This window comes from Streptomyces sp. NBC_00075, assembly GCF_045041225.1.
GTDB classification, from domain to species: Bacteria; Actinomycetota; Actinomycetes; order Streptomycetales; family Streptomycetaceae; genus Streptomyces; species Streptomyces adonidis.
Map to the genome: position 1 here is coordinate 2,554,094 of NZ_CP108243.1, position 16,055 is coordinate 2,570,148.

Below are 16,055 nucleotides of genomic sequence, written 5' to 3' on the forward strand. Positions count from 1 at the left end.
CCAAGGTGGCGCCAGACCGGGCGAGCACGTGTTCGGGCGCGAAAAGCGGACACCGGCGCCCGCCCTGTCCGCCCACGCCCGCACGCATACGCGCGCGCCCGAGAGGTGGCCGTGATGCGACGTCCCACGTCCCGGTTGTCAGTGGCGTCCTGTTGTATGGGGTGCATGGAGCACACGAGCAACGCGGATCTCCGGGCGGCGGCCGACACGGTCCTCGCCCGCCTCGTCGGGGACGCCACCGGCGCCGCCCGGCTGCGCGAGGACCAGTGGCGGGCGATCGAGGCGCTGGTCGCCGACAAGCGCCGGGCCCTGGTCGTACAGCGCACGGGGTGGGGCAAGTCCGCGGTGTACTTCGTGGCGACCTCGCTGCTGCGGGCCCAGGGCAGCGGGCCGACGGTGATCGTCTCGCCGCTGCTCGCGCTGATGCGCAACCAGGTGGACGCCGCGGCCCGGGCGGGCATCCACGCGCGGACGATCAACTCCTCGAACACCGAGGAATGGGACACGGTCCAGGAAGAGATCGCGGCGGGCACGGTCGACGTCCTGCTGGTCAGTCCCGAACGCCTCAACAACCCCGACTTCCGCGACCATGTGCTGCCCAAGCTCGCCTCCGCGACGGGCCTGCTCGTGGTGGACGAGGCGCACTGCATCTCCGACTGGGGCCACGACTTCCGCCCCGACTACCGCCGGCTGCGCACGATGCTCACCGACCTCGCGCCGGGCGTGCCCGTCCTGGCGACCACCGCCACGGCCAACGCGCGCGTGACCGCCGACGTGGCCGAACAGCTGGGCACCGGCGGCGCCTCGGACGCGCTGGTGCTGCGCGGCCCCCTGGACCGGGAGAGCCTGAGCCTGGGAGTGCTGCGACTGCCGGACGCGGCGCACCGGATGGCGTGGCTCGCCGACCACCTGTCCGAACTGCCGGGCTCCGGGATCATCTACACGCTCACGGTGGCCGCCGCCGAGGAGGTCACCGCCTTCCTCCGGCAGCGCGGGCACACCGTGGCCTCGTACACGGGGAAGACGGAGAACGCCGACCGGCAGCAGGCCGAGGACGACCTGCTCGGCAACAAGGTGAAGGCCCTGGTGGCGACGTCCGCGCTCGGTATGGGCTTCGACAAACCGGACCTCGGCTTCGTCGTGCACCTCGGTTCGCCCTCCTCGCCGATCGCCTACTACCAGCAGGTCGGTCGCGCCGGACGCGGTGTCGAGCACGCGGAGGTGCTGCTGCTCCCGGGCAAGGAGGACGAGGCGATCTGGGAGTACTTCGCCTCGCTCGCCTTCCCTCCGGAGGAGCTGGTGCGCCGTACGCTCGACGTCCTCGCGCGCGCGGAGCGGCCATTGTCGCTGCCCGCCCTGGAACCCTTGGTGGAGCTGCGCCGCTCCCGCCTGGAGAGCATGCTCAAGGTTCTCGACGTAGACGGGGCCGTCAACCGGGTCAAGGGCGGCTGGGTCTCCACGGGCCGGCCCTGGACGTACGAGACGGAGCGGTACGAGTGGGTGGCGCGCCAGCGGAAGGCCGAGCAGCAGGCGATGCGCGCGTACGCGTCGACGACGGACTGCCGGATGGAGTTCCTACAGCGCCAGTTGGACGACGAGGGCGCCAAGCCCTGCGGCCGCTGCGACAACTGCGCGGGCGCCCGGTTCGCCCCCGACGCCTCCTCGAAGGCCGTGGACGCCGCGCGCGCGGATCTGGGCCGGGCCGGTGTCGAGGTCGAGCCCCGGCGCATGTGGCCGACCGGGCTGCCGGCGATCGGAGTCGAGCTGAAGGGGCGTATTCCGGTCGGTGAACAGGCCTCCACGGGGCGCGCGTTGGGCCGGTTGTCGGACATCGGCTGGGGCAACCGGCTGCGCCCGATGTTCTCGCCGCAGGCCCCGGACGGACCGGTGCCGGACGATGTGGCCAAGGCTGTCGTCGGAGTACTGGTCGACTGGGCGAAGGGACCCGACGGCTGGGCCTCGGGAGCCGCGGCGGCCCAGCCGCGTCCGGTCGGCATCGTCACCGTCGCCTCGCGCACCCGCCCGCAGCTGATCGCGTCCCTGGGCGCGAGGATCGCGGAGGTCGGGCGGCTGCCGCTGCTGGGCAGCCTGGAGTACGCCGGTGACGCCCCGCCCGTGTCGCGCAGCAACAGCGCCCAGCGGCTGAAAGCGCTCGACGGGGCCCTGACCGTGCCGCCCGCGCTGGCCGCCGCCCTCGTCGATGCGCAGGGGCCAGTCCTCCTTTTGGACGACTTCACGGAGACCGGGTGGACCCTCGCGGTGGCGGCCCGGATGCTCCGCCGGGCCGGTGCTCGGGGGGTCTTGCCACTGGTCCTCGCCCTACAGGGCTGATGACGGGCAGATGAACCGAGGTGGACACCCGGACCAACGGCACGTTCCCGACCACCCCAGGCATCTACAAATGACACACCCGGCAGGGATATAATCCACAGATCACCAGAAGACGGTCGGTGGCCCCATTTGCTCGTTGCCGCAACCCAGTTCGACCGCAAGAATTGGAGTCCGCTCCCCGCACGGCATGTCCGTGGTCCGGCAGGGCTTCGCTGCGGTGTGCGCTCCCCCAAGTCCGATCTCCGCCCGCAGTGTGGGCGCGTAGCCGAAGGGAGGACCGTGACCTTCGGATTCGCTCCGTCTACCGCGGCATCCATGTCGACGTCTGCCGACCTGTCCGCCGCTTCCACCAACTCAGCAGCCCGCATGCTCGAACCCTCGGAGTGGGCCGCAGCCGGAATCCCCCTGCTGCGCAATCCGCGCGAGGTCGTCAGCGGACTGCACTCCAGGCACAGCCCCAGACCCGCGACCGCGATCGTGGCCGTCCTCGACACGGACGAGCGGGTGCGGGCGAGCGCCTCGTTCACCCGTCGCTCGGCGCCCGCCGACGGCTGGATGTTCCGCAACTCGCTGCTCGCGCAGCTGCGCCGGGTCATCCCGCACGACCTGCGCCGCCGTACACCGGTGCGTACGGCCGTCCTGCTCTACTGCCGTGACGGCGACGCCCGTTGGACGGAGGAGGACGGTGCGTGGATGTGGGGTCTGCGTGACGCGTGCACCCTGCACGGGCTGCGCTGCGGCGCGTACATCACGCTGACCCACGACGGCTGGCAGGTGCTGGGCGAGGGCCGCGGCGGGCGACGCCCCAACGCGGACTCGCCCCCGGAGCCCTTCGCCATGTCCGAGGCACCGCCACCGCTGCCGATGCCCCGCACCGGAGGCGCCGCCTCGGACATCCTGCGCCGCGCGGCGGCCCGCTGACCCCGGCGTCCGACAGGGCCGCGCGCGACGGCCCCGGGTGACGTCCACGTCGTACACGTCGTAAAGGAAGAGCCACCGCGGACAACGGCGTCCGCCTGGCACGACGTACGAAGACGCACCAGGGCATGCGGCAGCACACCGGGACATGCGGCAGCGATCAACCCACGCGCGTGTGCACGACGGGCCGGGCGCGCGAGCGCACGACAGCACGGCACACGGCGACTCGCCCGTACGGCATCCACAGCACACGACGGGCGCACGCACACGCGTGCCCCCGTCGACCGTACGACCTCTCCCTGTTGCCCGCGCCATGACATCACCGACGCATGATCACCCGGACGCGTCGAAGCACGTCAGGGCACGTCGAACCGCCCGCTGTACGAATACCGCTTCAGCGGCCCTCCGTCAGCCGGTCCGCTGGCGCTGGACCGGCTCAGACCCCCGCGCCCAGCACCGAGTTGATCTGCTGCGGGTCGCCGCAGACGATCAGCAGGGCGCCGGCCCGGCCGAGGGCCAGGGGAAGGGCAGCGGCTGCCGTGGCGTCGGCGCCGCCGTTGACGGCGACCACGACCACGGGACGGGAGCCGGCACGGCTCAGAGCGGCGGCGTCGGCATAGAAGACGTCGTCACCCGCGTCGTGCTGCGCCCAGTACGGGGCCTCACCGAAGGACAGCTCGTGCGCGGCCCACGGGTGCGGATCGCCGGTGGTGATCACCAGCACCTCCCCGGGGGCACGACCCGACTCCAGGAGCAGGTCGACGGCTTCCTCGGCAGCGTCCAGCGCGCCCTCGGTCGAGGCCGGGATCAGCTGGATCTGCGGGGCCGCCGAAGCCGTGGAGGCAGGGGCGGAGGGGGCGGAAGGGGCAGGGGCGGCCGGAGCCGCGGACGGCCCGGGCTTGACCGCGCCCGCGGTCGCGGCCACGGCGGTCGCCGGCGCGTCGTGCGGTGCGCGCTGGACCGGCGCCGTGGGCCGGAAGGGCCCCGGACGGCCGGGACGCGGCGCGGCCGCGGGGCGGGGGCCGGGTACGGGACGGGGGGTCGGCGCGGTGCGGCCACTGGCCGGAGTGACGCGGGGACCCTGGGCACTCTCGTGAATCTGAGGCTCCTCGGGAATGAGAGGCATGACCTGATATTTATCAAACGCCGGTGCGACTCGCGTCGGCGGGTGGCACATGAGTGCGAACGGAACCGTCAGAAGTCGAAGCCGAGCTGGCCCTCGATCTCCTGAGCGTTCCCGTTCGCCCAACTGCGGGCCTTCTTGAGGTGCCGCCACTGGGGCAGCGCATCAAGATAAGCCCACGACAGCCGGTGGTACGGGGTGGGGCCCCGCTCCTCCAGCGCGGCCTTGTGCACGGGAGACGGATACCCGGCATTGGCCGCAAAACCGAAGTCTGCATGGTCGATGCCCAGTTCGGCCATCATTTTGTCGCGCTGAACCTTGGCGATCACGGACGCCGCCGCGACCGCCACGCACGACTGGTCACCCTTGATCACCGTGCGGACCTGCCACGGCGATCCCAGGTAGTCGTGCTTGCCATCGAGGATGACCGCGTCGGGGCGGACGGGCAAGGCCTCCAGTGCGCGCACCGCGGCGAGCCGCAGCGCGGCCGTCATCCCCAGGTCGTCGATCTCCTCCGGGGAGGCGTGCCCCAGCGCGTACGACGTGACCCATTTCCGCAGTTCTTCCGCGAGTTGGGCACGCCGCTTGACCGCGATGAGCTTGGAGTCGGTGAGCCCCTCGGGGGGCCGTCGGAGTCCGGTGACCGCCGCGCAGACGGTGACGGGGCCGGCCCACGCACCCCGGCCCACCTCGTCGACGCCGGCGATGACCTTCGCTCCGGTCGTGGCGCGCAGGGAGCGCTCGACTGTGTGGGTGGGTGCTTCGTACGGCATGGCGGTCTCAGCCTACGCCGCCCGGAACCCCACGCGACACCCCGGCCCCCCGGGCGACTTCAGACACTTCCCGCCCGCAACAGCGGAACCATCAACTGGTCGATCATCTCTTCGATGTCCGGCTCATGCCATTCACTCGCGCACATCTTCGAGCGGTACATCATCATCGCCGGAATGGCGTCGAGAACATAGCTGTTGGCCGCGTCGGGACGGGTCTCCCCCCGCGCGATTCCGCGGTCGATGATCTCCCGGAGGAGCCTTACCGTCGGCTCGACGAGCCCTCCGAAGATCACGCCCTGAAAGCGTTCCGCCTGCGGGCTGTCGCATTCGTGAATCACCGAGCGCAGCGCGAACCCCGGGCGCGAGAACATCGCCTCACGCACCTGCCGGCACAGTTCGAGGAGGTCGTCCCGCACGTTCCCGAGGTCGGGCGCCAGGTCGAAGCGCGGCAGCCCGGACTGGAGCGCGTCCGCGACGAGGTCCTCCTTCGAGGGCCAGCGTCTGTAGACGGCGGCCTTGCCGGTCTGGGCGCCGGCGGCGACGCCCTCCATCGTGAGGCCGTTCCAGCCGACCGTACTGAGTTGCTCCAGCGCGGCGTCGAGAATCGCGCGTTCGAGTACGGCGCCGCGCCGGCGGGGGGAGGCCGTCTGAGCGGGGGCGGCCGTCCAGCGCGAAGTAACCATCTGATGTGTCTCCAGCGGGCAGGGATGAGCGGGCGGTGCGAGGATTATGAGGATTGTCGGTATTGAGGGGATCGCCGACCAGGTGAATCGCTGAGATTACCCGGGCGACCGGAGTGCGAACCGCGGCGACTTCAGTGAACGCTTGCGTTCACTGTCGGGGACTCACTACCGTTCGAGGCAACAGTGAACGCGAGCGTTCACTAGTGCTCTTATGGGGGACCCATAGTGACTACCTCTTCATTGATGAAGGACCAGAAACCAGGTGCGGCCCGCCGGGAGGGGCATCCCGGCATAGCGCTCACCGTCATCGCGGCCTGCCAACTCATGGTGGTACTCGACGCGACGATTGTGAACATCGCGCTGCCGCACATTCAAGACGCGCTCAAGTTCAGCACCACCGACCTCACCTGGGTGGTCAGCGCCTACACGCTCACGTTCGGCGGTCTGCTGCTGCTCGGCGGCCGGGCCGGTGACATCCTGGGCCGCCGCCGGGTCTTCCTGACCGGCATCCTGGTGTTCATCGCCGCCTCCCTGCTGGGCGGACTCGCCCAGGAACCCTGGCAGTTGTTGGCCGCACGCGCCCTCCAGGGCGTGGGTGGCGCGATCGCGTCGCCCACCTCGCTGGCGCTCATCACCACCACGTTCGCCGAAGGCCCGGAGCGGAACCGGGCGTTCGGGGTCTTCGCCGCCGTCTCGGCGGGCGGCGGCGCCGTCGGTCTGCTGGCCGGGGGCATGCTCACGGAGTGGCTCGACTGGCGCTGGGTGCTCTTCGTCAACGTGCCGATCGGCCTCCTGATCGCCGTGCTCACGCCGTTGTACATCAGTGAGTCCGAACGTCATCCCGGCCGCTTCGACCTCCTGGGCGCGCTGACCTCGACGCTGGGTATGGCGTCCCTCGTCTACGGCTTCATCCGCGCGGCGGAGGAGGGCTGGCGGGACAGCCTCACCCTCGCCTCCTTCGGCACGGCGGTGATCCTGCTGGCCGCGTTCGTCCTCGTGGAGATGCGCGCCAAGGAGCCGATCACCCCGCTGAAGATGTTCGCCGACCGCAACCGCTCGGGCACGTACGTGATCATGCTGAGCCTGGCCGCGGCGATGTTCGGCATGTTCTTCTTCATCGTCCTCTTCGTGCAGAACGTGCTGCTGTACACGCCGATCGAGGCGGGCCTCGCCTTCCTGCCGGTGACCTTCGCCATCGCCATCGGCGCGGGCCTTTCGCAACGGTTCCTGCCGGTCCTCGGGCCCAAGCCGTTCATGGTGGTCGGATCGGCGCTGGCCACTCTCGGCCTCATCTGGCAGTCCTTCATCAGTCCCGACAGCTCGTACGTCAGCGGGGTGCTCGGCCCGATGGTGGTGTTCGGCTTCGGTATGGGCCTGAACTTCGTGACGCTGACCCTCACAGCTGTCTCCGGGGTCGCCGCGCACGAGGCGGGCGCGGCGTCCGGGCTGCTCAACGTCACGCAGCAGGTGGGTGGTTCGCTCGGCCTCTCCATCCTGACGACGGTATTCGGCGCGGCCAGCCGCAACGAGGCAGCGGAACAGGTGCCCAAGTTCCTCGCCGAGGCAACTCCGGAGCAGAAGGCCGAGTTCGCCAGGACCCATCAGCTCCCCGCGCCCTGGAGTCACGAGGTACTGGCCCACGGCATCTCCACGGCCTTCATCCCGGCCGCCGCGATGGCCGTACTGGCCCTCGCCACCGCCTGGTTCGTCATCCGCGTCCGCAAGAGCGACCTGGAGGCCCTGGCAGGCACGGCGAGCACCGCGGGTCCGGCGGGCGGCTGATCTCCCGGCAGCGGGCCCGCAGGCGCCGCCTGTGGGGTCGCGGTGCCCGACGGTAGCCGTACGTCGCTCCGAGCGCCGGAGCGACGTACGGCTGCGGGGCCCTCACCAGGCCGTCGCCCGCGCGGACGGTATCCGAGGGCATGCGGGCACGCGTACGTCACTTCGCGCGCCGCGTCAGCAGCGGCGCTACGATCCGTGCCCTGGCACAGCCCACGCGGACGGCGTCCCGCGGCCTGGCGACGCCACGGCAGCGCCCCGCGCCACAGGCGCCCACCGAGGCAGCCACGACTGCGCGGCACCTCGCCGGGCTCCCTCGCCCGCCCCAGGTGCGCGCTCCTGGACGTGCACGCACGCGCGTGCCGCACACCGTCGAGGCCCCGGTCGACTTGCGTGCCGCATGCGCGCGCATACCGGCGCCACCGGTGACCGTCCCGCCAACGATGAGGTGTTCCACGCCGCACGCGCGCGTGTGCGGCACCGCCCCTCTCCGGCGGCGACGACGTCTCCACACGCGCGGCACTCCCACCCGGCCGCGCACCCCCGGCCCAAGGCCTGGTGCGCATGTGCGGCACGCCGACGACCGCTCGGCCCAAGTGCGGCTCACGCGACGACGCCGCGCCGCGCGTGGAACGGGCCGCCGCACGCCCGGCCGCTCCATAGGACGCGAGTGCTCTCCCCATCCCACGCGTGTGCGTGGCCGCACCTCTACGTCGCCCCCCGGCACCAAACCGGCTCACGGCCCGAGCCCACCGTCCCAGGGCCCCGCACCCAGCAGGGCTACGCCCCCGCAGGCGCCCACGACGGCAGCGTTTCCGTCCGCTCCAGCCACGCCTGCGGCGGTGCCCCCGCCTTCCCCGCGGCGAGTACGCCGCCCACGATGGCGCAGTTCGTGTCCACGTCGCCGCCCGCCTGGGCCGTGGCCCAGAAGGCCTCTTCGTAGTCACCGAGGGCGCGCGCGGCGGACCAGAGCGCGAACGGCACGGTGTCGTGCGCCGTCGTACGCCGGCCACAGCCCAGTACGGCCGCGACCGTGCCCGCGTCGGCGTAGTCGAGCATGTCCCGGGCGCGCCGCAGCCCGGCGGCGACGGCGCTGCGCGGGACGAGTGCGATGACGCCGTCGAGGAGCGCACCGGGGCTCGGCGGGCCGTCCGGGGAGGCCGCCAGGGCGGCTGCCGCGGCGACGGCCATGGCGCCGACCACGGCCTCGCGGTGCTGGTGCGTGGGGTAGGCGGAGATCTCCGCCTGGTGGGTCGCCTGCTCCGGATCGTCCGCGTACCAGGCGCCCAGCGGAGCGATGCGCATGGCCGCGCCGTTGCCCCAGGATCCCTGCCCGTTGAACAGGGCGGACGCCAGCTCGCGCCAGTCGCCGCCCTCCCGGACCAGCCGCAGGAGCCGGTTCACCGCGGGGCCGTACCCGCGGTCGAAGTCGTGGTGGTGCGCGAAGGAGTGGGCCAGCGCGTCCTGGTCGACGCGGCGGTGGGCGGACAGTACGGCCACCACGGAGCACGCCATCTCCGTGTCGTCGGTCCACTGCCAGGTGCCGGGCGGCAGCTCGCGGAGCCCCAGCAGCCGGTGGTTCACGGGTACGAAGAACTGCGACCCCAGCGCGTCCCCCACCGCGAGCCCGCGCAGGCTGGCCAGGGCGCGCTCCAGGCGCTCGTGCGAAGCGGAAGCGGGAGGGGAAGCAGGAGTGGAGTCAACTGTCATCGCCCTGCCACCCTAACCACTCACCCCATACGATTCCGGGTCACGCCAGCGCTCGAACGGCCGGTCAAGGGTGTACCTGCCGTCACTCCCGAGAACGAGCATCCGCTTCTCCGCGTTCCCCGGATTCGACAGCGACTCGAACTCCGCGACCGTCCAGTGGAACCAGCGCATACAGAACAGCCGCATGGCCAGACCGTGGGTCACCAGCAGCACATTGGGCGGATGGTCGGGTGCCTCGAAACTCCGGTAGAGGCTCTCCAGGAAGCCGCCGACCCGGTCGTACACATCGGCGCCGGACTCCCCCTGGGCGAACCGGTAGAAGAAGTGCCCGTACGCGTCCCGGTACGCCTTCTGCAGCTGTACGTCGTCCCGGTCCTGCCAGTTGCCCCAGTCCTGCTCGCGCAGCCGGGGCTCCTCGCGTACGCGTATGAGGTCGGGGTTCAGGCTGAACGCGCGGAGGGTCTCGTGGGTGCGGCGGTACGGGGAGACATACACGCTGACCTGCTCCCGCCCGAACACCTCGCGCAGCCGTTTGCCTGTCTCCTCCGCCTGCCGCCAGCCGCGTTCGGTGAGGGCCAGGGCATGGTCGGGCTCGCGTTCGTAGACGGTGTCATCGGCATTGCCCATTGACTCGCCGTGCCGGACAAGGACGATGCGCCGTGGTCTTACCATGCCAAAACCCTAGATCGGGTCGGCGTCGAGCGGGCACTCGCACGGTCTCTATACGGCGTATGTCACACATGTCGTGCGCATTGGAGCACTCAGAGTGCTGATCTGATGCCGATCTTCAGACTATCCAGCTCGGTTCCAGCTCGACGATGTCGCCGGCGAGGGCCGCGACGTCCGCCTCCAACTGGGCCCGCAGTGCCAGCCGCTCCACGCGTTCGGCCCGGTACTTGCCGTGCTCGGCGGCCGACTGCCACATCGACAGGATCAGGAACTCGCTCCCCGGCGCCTCGCCGAACAGCCCGCGCACCATGCCGGGCGAGCCCGCCATCGCGGGGTTCCAGACCTTCTCCTGCATCAGCGCGAAGTGCTCGGCGCGCTCCTCGTGGACACGGCAGTGCGCCACCCGTACCAGGTCGGAGTCCGTGAAGCGCGGCTCGAAGCCGGTCTTCACGTCGAACCGGTGGTCGAAGAGCTTGACCTGCTGTTCCTTGAAGGTGCCCGACTGAGTGGTGGCGAGCCGGTCATGGGACCGGGCCATGAAGGAGTCGTAGAAGGCCCGGCTCTCCCAGAAGGCGAAGACGTGTGCCACACCGGGACGCCCCCGGCTCCAGCCCCCGCCCTGCCCCCGGAATCCCGGCTCCCCCAGAAGTCCCGCCCACTTTCGCTGCCCCCGTTCGAAACCGCGGCGGTCCACCACGGTGCAGCGAATCCACTTGACCAGCACCGCGCCATCGTAAGGCCACGGAGCGTGGCGCCGGTCACGCTCGGGCGGACTGCAACCGCGCGAGCGCCCCCGCGCACGTGGCACGATGGACAACCAGCTGTGATGTACCGGCAGTTGGAGCATCCGCACACGGCGAACGGGGAAGGGAAGTCTGGTGAAGGCCCTCAACAAGGGGATCCGCAAGGCCGAAGTCTCACTGAAGTGGGATCCGAGTCCGGCGGGGCAGCCGCCCACCGATCTCGACATCGTCGCCGCGACCTACCCGGCGACCGATCCGTACGGCGATCCCGCCTATGTGGTGCACTTCGACAGCCGTTCCCCGGACGGCACGATCACCCTCAACCGGGACAGCAAGGACGGCAAGGGCTTCGGCTGGGACGAGGTCATGACGCTGGAGTTCGACCGCCTGGCCGCGCAGTACGCGCGCGTGGTGGTCGGTGTCATCATCCAACAGCGCTCCACGCACCGGACGTTCGTGAGCGTCATCAAGCCCGGCCTGCGCATCCGCGAGGGCTACAGCGTCCTGGCCGAGGACGACTTCGGCGGCGTCCTCGGGTCTACGGCGGCCACGGTCGCGGAGTTCGTCCGCGACGAGACCGGGTCGTGGGACTTCCACTCCGGCGTCCAGGGCTTCGAGGACGACCCCGCGACGTTCACCAGGACGATGGGCCGCACCCGTCAGACCTGATCCCTCCCCGGAGGGGTGGGCAGGTAGGGGGTGACGATCGCGAGGGTGGCGGCCAGGACATCGAGTACGGCCTCCCGATGGGTGACCGTGCTCGGCGGGCCGTCCCCTCCCGGCGCGAGCAGTCCGCGGTCCGTCAGCAGGTAGAGCATCCGCAGCGTGCGCATGGTGTTGGAGGCCCACGGGGGAACCGGGCCCGGCTCCCCCGTCCGGAACGCCGCCGAGACCGTGTCCAGCCATCCCACCGACTCGGCCACCCCGATCCCGGGCCGGCACAGGACCTGGGCCAGCGCGCGGGCGATCCGGTCGTCCTCCTGAGCGTCGAAGACATGGTCGGTGCCGGCCAGCAGCCGTGCGACGGCCAGTTCGATCAGCGGTGCGGGCTCCTGCTGCGGGCGCCGTGCGAGAGCCGCCAGCAGATCGGCGCCGTGCGCGGCGGCGTGCACCCAGCCGAGCGTGCTGTCGTACCCGCGCAGATCGGCCTCCCCCGGGTACCACCCGGCGAACGCCTCCCACCACTCCTGCCGCCAGTCCCCCGCGTCGACGATCCGGGCTAGGACAAGGGGAGCGAACGCCCGCGCCTGAACGCCGGGATCGTCGAACAGCCCGGCCGTCCGGTCCCCGAGCCACCGCCGCTCCGCCGCGTCGAGGGCGGGTATCCAGCGGACAGCCGCGACATAGGCGCGCTCGTCCCGCACCACGGGATCCGGGGACCGGAGATCCACGACCAGCGCGTCGAGAGCGGCTGCCCGAGCAGCCGCCGAGAGCTCACCGATCTCACCGTCGTGACGCTGCAACTTGTCATCCATGGACGGAGGTTACGTGGCCCACGACACGACGAGGGAGGGGCACCGGCGCGAAGCCGGCGCCCCTCCCTCACTCACTGGTCAGCTGCAACCGCTGGTCGACCCGCAGCCCTCGCAGATGTAGCAGGACCCGGCCCGCTGCATCTTCGTGCCGCAGGAGAAGCACAGCGGGGCGTCCGCCTGGATGCCCAGCTGCATCTCCACCAGTTCGGCGCTGGTGTGCACCTGCTGCAGAACCGGCTGGACCGCTTCCGCGGCGGCCTTCGGGGTCGCCACGGCCTTCAGTTCCTGCGCGCGGGGCGCCGACTGGGCCAGGCCCTCGATGTCGACCTCGTCGTCGATGGACGGCTCGTAGGAACCCGTCTCCAGGTGACGCTGGCGCTCCTCGGCGGAGTGGATGCCGAGGGCGGACCGCGTCTCGAAGGGCAGGAAGTCCAGCGCGAGGCGACGGAAGATGTAGTCGACGATCGACTGGGCCATGCGGACATCGGGGTCGTCCGTCATACCGGCCGGCTCGAAGCGCATGTTCGTGAACTTCGAGACGTACGTCTCCAGCGGCACGCCGTACTGGAGGCCCACCGAGATGGCGATCGAGAAGGCGTCCATCATGCCCGCGAGGGTCGAGCCCTGCTTGGACATCTTCAGGAAGACCTCGCCGAGACCGTCGTCCGGGTAGGAGTTGGCGGTCATGTAGCCCTCGGCGCCGCCGACCGTGAAGGACGTCGTGATGCCGGGACGGCCCTTGGGGAGGCGCTTGCGGACCGGGCGGTACTCGACGACCTTCTCGACGGCCTCACGGATCGTCGCCTCGGCCTTCGCGGTCACCTCGGTCTTCTCGTCCTCCTTCTTCTTGACGGAGAGCGGCTGACCGACCTTGCAGTTGTCGCGGTAGATCGCGAGCGCCTTGACGCCCATCTTCCAGGCCTCGAAGTAGATCTCCTCAACCTCCTCGACGGTCGCCGTCTCCGGCATGTTGACCGTCTTGGACAGGGCGCCGGAGATCCAGGGCTGGATCGCGGCCATCATGCGGACGTGGCCCATCGCGGAGATGGTCCGCTCGCCCATGGCGCAGTCGAACACCTCGTAGTGCTCGTGCTTGAGGCTCGGGGCGTCGATCACATGGCCGTGCTCGGCGATGTGGGCGACGATCGCCTCGATCTGCTCCTCCTGGTAGCCCAGGCGGCGCAGGGCCTGCGGGACGGTGCCGTTGACGATCTGCATCGAGCCGCCGCCGACGAGCTTCTTGAACTTGACCAGCGCGAGGTCGGGCTCGAGTCCCGTGGTGTCGCAGGACATCGCGAGACCGATGGTGCCGGTCGGGGCGATGACGGACGCCTGCGCGTTACGGAAACCGTTCTTCTCACCGATACGGACGACGTCCTGCCAGGCCTCCGTGGCGGCGGCCCAGATCGGGGTGTCCAGGTCGTCGATCCGGACGGCCTTGTCGTTCTCGTCGGCGTGCTGCTTCATGACCCGCAGATGCGGCTGCGCGTTGCGGGCGTAGCCGTCGTACGGACCGACGACCGCGGCGAGTTCGGCGGAGCGGCGGTACGAGGTGCCGGTCATCAGGGAGGTGATGGCACCGGCCAGGGCACGGCCGCCCTCGGAGTCGTACGCGTGACCGGTCGCCATCAGCAGGGCGCCGAGGTTGGCGTAGCCGATGCCGAGCTGGCGGAACGCGCGCGTGTTCTCGCCGATCTTCTGGGTCGGGAAGTCCGCGAAGCAGATGGAGATGTCCATCGCGGTGATGACCAGCTCGACGACCTTGGCGAAGCGGTCGATCTCGAAGGACTGGCGGCCCTTGCCGTCGTCCTTGAGGAACTTCATCAGGTTCAGCGAGGCGAGGTTGCAGGACGTGTTGTCCAGGTGCATGTACTCGCTGCACGGGTTCGAGCCGTTGATACGGCCGGACTCCGGGCAGGTGTGCCAGCGGTTGATCGTGTCGTCGTACTGGATGCCCGGGTCGGCGCAGGCCCAGGCCGCGACGGCCATCTTGCGGAAGAGCTCCTTGGCGTCGACCTCCTCGATGACCTCGCCGGTCATCCGGGACGTGAGCCCGAACTTGCCGCCCGCCTCGACCGCCTTCATGAACGTGTCGTTCACACGGACCGAGTTGTTGGCGTTCTGGTACTGGACGGACGTGATGTCGTCGCCGCCCAGGTCCATGTCGAAGCCCGCGTCACGCAGGGCGCGGATCTTCTCCTCTTCCTTCACCTTGGTCTCGATGAAGTCCTCGATGTCGGGGTGGTCGACGTCGAGGATGACCATCTTGGCCGCGCGGCGGGTGGCGCCGCCCGACTTGATCGTTCCCGCCGAGGCGTCCGCGCCACGCATGAAGGAGACCGGGCCCGAGGCGTTGCCGCCGGAGGAGAGCAGTTCCTTGGAGGAACGGATCCGGGAGAGGTTCAGGCCGGCGCCGGAGCCGCCCTTGAAGATCATGCCCTCTTCCTTGTACCAGTCGAGGATCGACTCCATGGAGTCGTCGACGGCCAGGATGAAGCAGGCCGAGACCTGCTGGGGCTGCGGCGTCCCGACGTTGAACCAGACGGGGCTGTTGAAGCTGAAGATCTGGTGCAGGAGGGCGTACGCCAGCTCGTGCTCGAAGATCTCGGCGTCGGCCGGGGAGGCGAAGTACTTGTACTCCTCTCCGGCCTTCGTGTACGTCTTCACGATGCGGTCGATGAGCTGCTTGAGGCTCACCTCGCGCTGCGGGGTGCCGACCGCACCGCGGAAGTACTTGCTGGTGACGATGTTGACCGCGTTCACCGCCCACTCGGCGGGGAACTCGACGCCACGCTGCTCGAAATTGACCGAGCCGTCGCGCCAGTTGGTCATGACGACGTCACGGCTCGCCCACTCGACCTCGTCGTACGGATGCACGCCGGGGGTGGTGTGGATGCGCTCGATGCGCAGCCCCTTGCTCGCCTTGGTGCTGCCCTTGGCGCGGGAACTCCGTGCCGGACCGCTCGCCGTCTCTGTCATGCCGCCTCCCTGTATCGGGCAAAACGCCCAGAAGTGTCACGTTGTTCCCATGACACGGTGTTGTTTCTCGCGCTGCGGGCACCCTCGATGCCGCCCGCAGCAGGTCCTTGGATCGCCGCCGCTCCGGCCGGTTCCGAACTCCGAACACACCGTCCGGGTCCGGCCCGCCGGTCAGTCGGCGGCGTTGGCGGGCACGGGGACCTGAGGGGCCCCTCCGCTCCCGCGGTCGTCTTCCTGGCGCCCCACATCCGGGTCTTCGTCGTCCTCGGCGGGGCGGCGCGATGTTTCCCTGAGTTCCGCGACGGCGGCCTCGAAGTCGTCCAGCGAGTCGAACGCCCGGTAGACGGACGCGAATCGCAGGTAGGCGACGAGGTCGAGTTCCTGCAGCGGACCGAGTATGGCCAGCCCCACGTCGTGGGTGGTCAGCTCGGCGCTTCCGGTGGCCCGCACCGCTTCCTCGACCCGCTGGCCGAGTTGGGCGAGTGCGTCCTCGGTGACAGGTCGTCCCTGGCATGCCTTGCGCACGCCGTTGATGACCTTCGTACGACTGAAAGGCTCGGTGACTCCGGACCGCTTGACCACCATGAGCGAGCACGTCTCGACGGTCGTGAACCGGCGAGTGCAGTCGGGACACTGGCGGCGCCTGCGGATCGACGTGCCGTCGTCGGTCGTACGACTGTCGACGACGCGGCTGTCGGGGTGCCTGCAGAAGGGGCAGTGCATGGTCTCCAACCCTCCCTCACAGCAGACTCGATGGCCTCTCAGGACCTCTCGGGCCCCTCGAAGCAGCCCCCAGCATAGGTGATGCCCGAGGGACCGAAGACCCGGGGGACCACAACTTCTGGGCTACTGCCGCAATCCAACCACTAGAT

13 protein-coding genes are annotated in these 16,055 nt (G+C 70.2%); 4 read left to right on the forward strand and 9 right to left on the reverse strand.

The window, feature by feature from the left end:
* Window positions 1-165 precede the first annotated feature (165 nt).
* Both OG787_RS10815 and OG787_RS10820 read left to right on the forward strand, forming a co-directional pair.
* Window positions 166-2,331, forward strand: coding sequence for a RecQ family ATP-dependent DNA helicase (locus tag OG787_RS10815; RefSeq protein WP_369029331.1), 2,166 nt, complete (start codon window positions 166-168; stop codon window positions 2,329-2,331).
* 279 nt (window positions 2,332-2,610) lie between these two features.
* Window positions 2,611-3,252: a hypothetical protein gene (locus OG787_RS10820; RefSeq protein ID WP_369029330.1), complete on the forward strand. Its 642-nt coding sequence runs from the start codon at window positions 2,611-2,613 to the stop codon at window positions 3,250-3,252.
* A 433-nt stretch (window positions 3,253-3,685) separates the two neighbouring features.
* Here OG787_RS10820 and OG787_RS10825 read toward each other — a convergent pair whose 3' ends face one another.
* From OG787_RS10825 to OG787_RS10835, 3 genes are all read right to left on the reverse strand, one after another.
* Complete coding sequence (locus tag OG787_RS10825) at window positions 3,686-4,375, reverse strand: hypothetical protein (RefSeq protein ID WP_405535044.1); 690 nt, start codon at window positions 4,373-4,375, stop codon at window positions 3,686-3,688.
* 68 nt (window positions 4,376-4,443) lie between these two features.
* The gene (locus OG787_RS10830; RefSeq protein ID WP_405535045.1) at window positions 4,444-5,145 is read right to left on the reverse strand and encodes a ribonuclease HII; all 702 of its coding nucleotides are present in this window, start codon (window positions 5,143-5,145) and stop codon (window positions 4,444-4,446) included.
* Between the two features lie 59 nt (window positions 5,146-5,204).
* A complete protein-coding gene (locus OG787_RS10835) occupies window positions 5,205-5,828 on the reverse strand; it encodes a TetR/AcrR family transcriptional regulator (protein ID WP_369029327.1) in 624 nt (207 codons plus the stop codon).
* Window positions 5,829-6,053: 225 nt separating this feature from the next.
* On the opposite strand from OG787_RS10835, the gene OG787_RS10840 reads away from it, so the two are divergent.
* The gene (locus OG787_RS10840) at window positions 6,054-7,610 is read left to right on the forward strand and encodes an MFS transporter (protein WP_405535046.1); all 1,557 of its coding nucleotides are present in this window, start codon (window positions 6,054-6,056) and stop codon (window positions 7,608-7,610) included.
* Window positions 7,611-8,387: 777 nt separating this feature from the next.
* On the opposite strand, the gene OG787_RS10845 is transcribed toward OG787_RS10840, so the two are convergent.
* The 3 genes from OG787_RS10845 to OG787_RS10855 all read right to left on the reverse strand — a co-directional run bounded on the left by OG787_RS10845 (window position 8,388) and on the right by OG787_RS10855 (window position 10,710).
* On the reverse strand, window positions 8,388-9,317 hold the full coding sequence (locus tag OG787_RS10845; RefSeq protein WP_405535047.1) for an ADP-ribosylglycohydrolase family protein: 930 nt from the start codon (window positions 9,315-9,317) through the stop codon (window positions 8,388-8,390).
* Between the two features lie 12 nt (window positions 9,318-9,329).
* On the reverse strand, window positions 9,330-9,989 hold the full coding sequence (locus OG787_RS10850; RefSeq protein ID WP_405535048.1) for a histidine phosphatase family protein: 660 nt from the start codon (window positions 9,987-9,989) through the stop codon (window positions 9,330-9,332).
* Between the two features lie 115 nt (window positions 9,990-10,104).
* Window positions 10,105-10,710 (reverse strand): YdbC family protein, encoded by a 606-nt coding sequence (locus OG787_RS10855; protein ID WP_235474402.1) that lies wholly within the window; start codon window positions 10,708-10,710, stop codon window positions 10,105-10,107.
* Between the two features lie 151 nt (window positions 10,711-10,861).
* Between OG787_RS10855 and OG787_RS10860 the strand changes: the two genes are divergently transcribed.
* Complete coding sequence (locus tag OG787_RS10860) at window positions 10,862-11,398, forward strand: TerD family protein (RefSeq protein ID WP_405540462.1); 537 nt, start codon at window positions 10,862-10,864, stop codon at window positions 11,396-11,398.
* Here the strand turns inward: OG787_RS10860 and OG787_RS10865 are convergent.
* From OG787_RS10865 to nrdR, 3 genes are all read right to left on the reverse strand, one after another.
* On the reverse strand, window positions 11,389-12,204 hold the full coding sequence (locus OG787_RS10865) for a DUF2785 domain-containing protein (RefSeq protein WP_405535049.1): 816 nt from the start codon (window positions 12,202-12,204) through the stop codon (window positions 11,389-11,391). The genes OG787_RS10860 and OG787_RS10865 overlap by 10 nt on opposite strands.
* A gap of 78 nt (window positions 12,205-12,282) precedes the next feature.
* Window positions 12,283-15,183 carry a vitamin B12-dependent ribonucleotide reductase gene (locus tag OG787_RS10870; RefSeq protein ID WP_405535050.1) on the reverse strand — a complete coding sequence of 967 codons (2,901 nt, stop codon included), beginning with the start codon at window positions 15,181-15,183 and terminating at the stop codon, window positions 12,283-12,285.
* A 171-nt stretch (window positions 15,184-15,354) separates the two neighbouring features.
* Window positions 15,355-15,906 carry a transcriptional regulator NrdR gene (gene nrdR, locus OG787_RS10875; RefSeq protein ID WP_369029320.1) on the reverse strand — a complete coding sequence of 184 codons (552 nt, stop codon included), beginning with the start codon at window positions 15,904-15,906 and terminating at the stop codon, window positions 15,355-15,357.
* Window positions 15,907-16,055: the final 149 nt, after the last annotated feature.

What these genes read in the sequence shown, in the direction of transcription:
- OG787_RS10815 (WP_369029331.1), top strand. Translation starts at nt 166, where the DNA reads ATGGAGCACACGAGCAACGCGGATCTCCGGGCGGCGGCCGACACGGTC.
- OG787_RS10825 (WP_405535044.1), bottom strand. Translation starts at nt 4,375, where the DNA reads ATGCCTCTCATTCCCGAGGAGCCTCAGATTCACGAGAGTGCCCAGGGT.
- OG787_RS10830 (WP_405535045.1), bottom strand. Translation starts at nt 5,145, where the DNA reads ATGCCGTACGAAGCACCCACCCACACAGTCGAGCGCTCCCTGCGCGCC.
- OG787_RS10835 (WP_369029327.1), bottom strand. Translation starts at nt 5,828, where the DNA reads ATGGTTACTTCGCGCTGGACGGCCGCCCCCGCTCAGACGGCCTCCCCC.
- OG787_RS10845 (WP_405535047.1), bottom strand. Translation starts at nt 9,317, where the DNA reads ATGACAGTTGACTCCACTCCTGCTTCCCCTCCCGCTTCCGCTTCGCAC.
- OG787_RS10850 (WP_405535048.1), bottom strand. Translation starts at nt 9,989, where the DNA reads ATGGTAAGACCACGGCGCATCGTCCTTGTCCGGCACGGCGAGTCAATG.
- OG787_RS10865 (WP_405535049.1), bottom strand. Translation starts at nt 12,204, where the DNA reads ATGGATGACAAGTTGCAGCGTCACGACGGTGAGATCGGTGAGCTCTCG.
- OG787_RS10870 (WP_405535050.1), bottom strand. Translation starts at nt 15,183, where the DNA reads ATGACAGAGACGGCGAGCGGTCCGGCACGGAGTTCCCGCGCCAAGGGC.
- nrdR (WP_369029320.1), bottom strand. Translation starts at nt 15,906, where the DNA reads ATGCACTGCCCCTTCTGCAGGCACCCCGACAGCCGCGTCGTCGACAGT.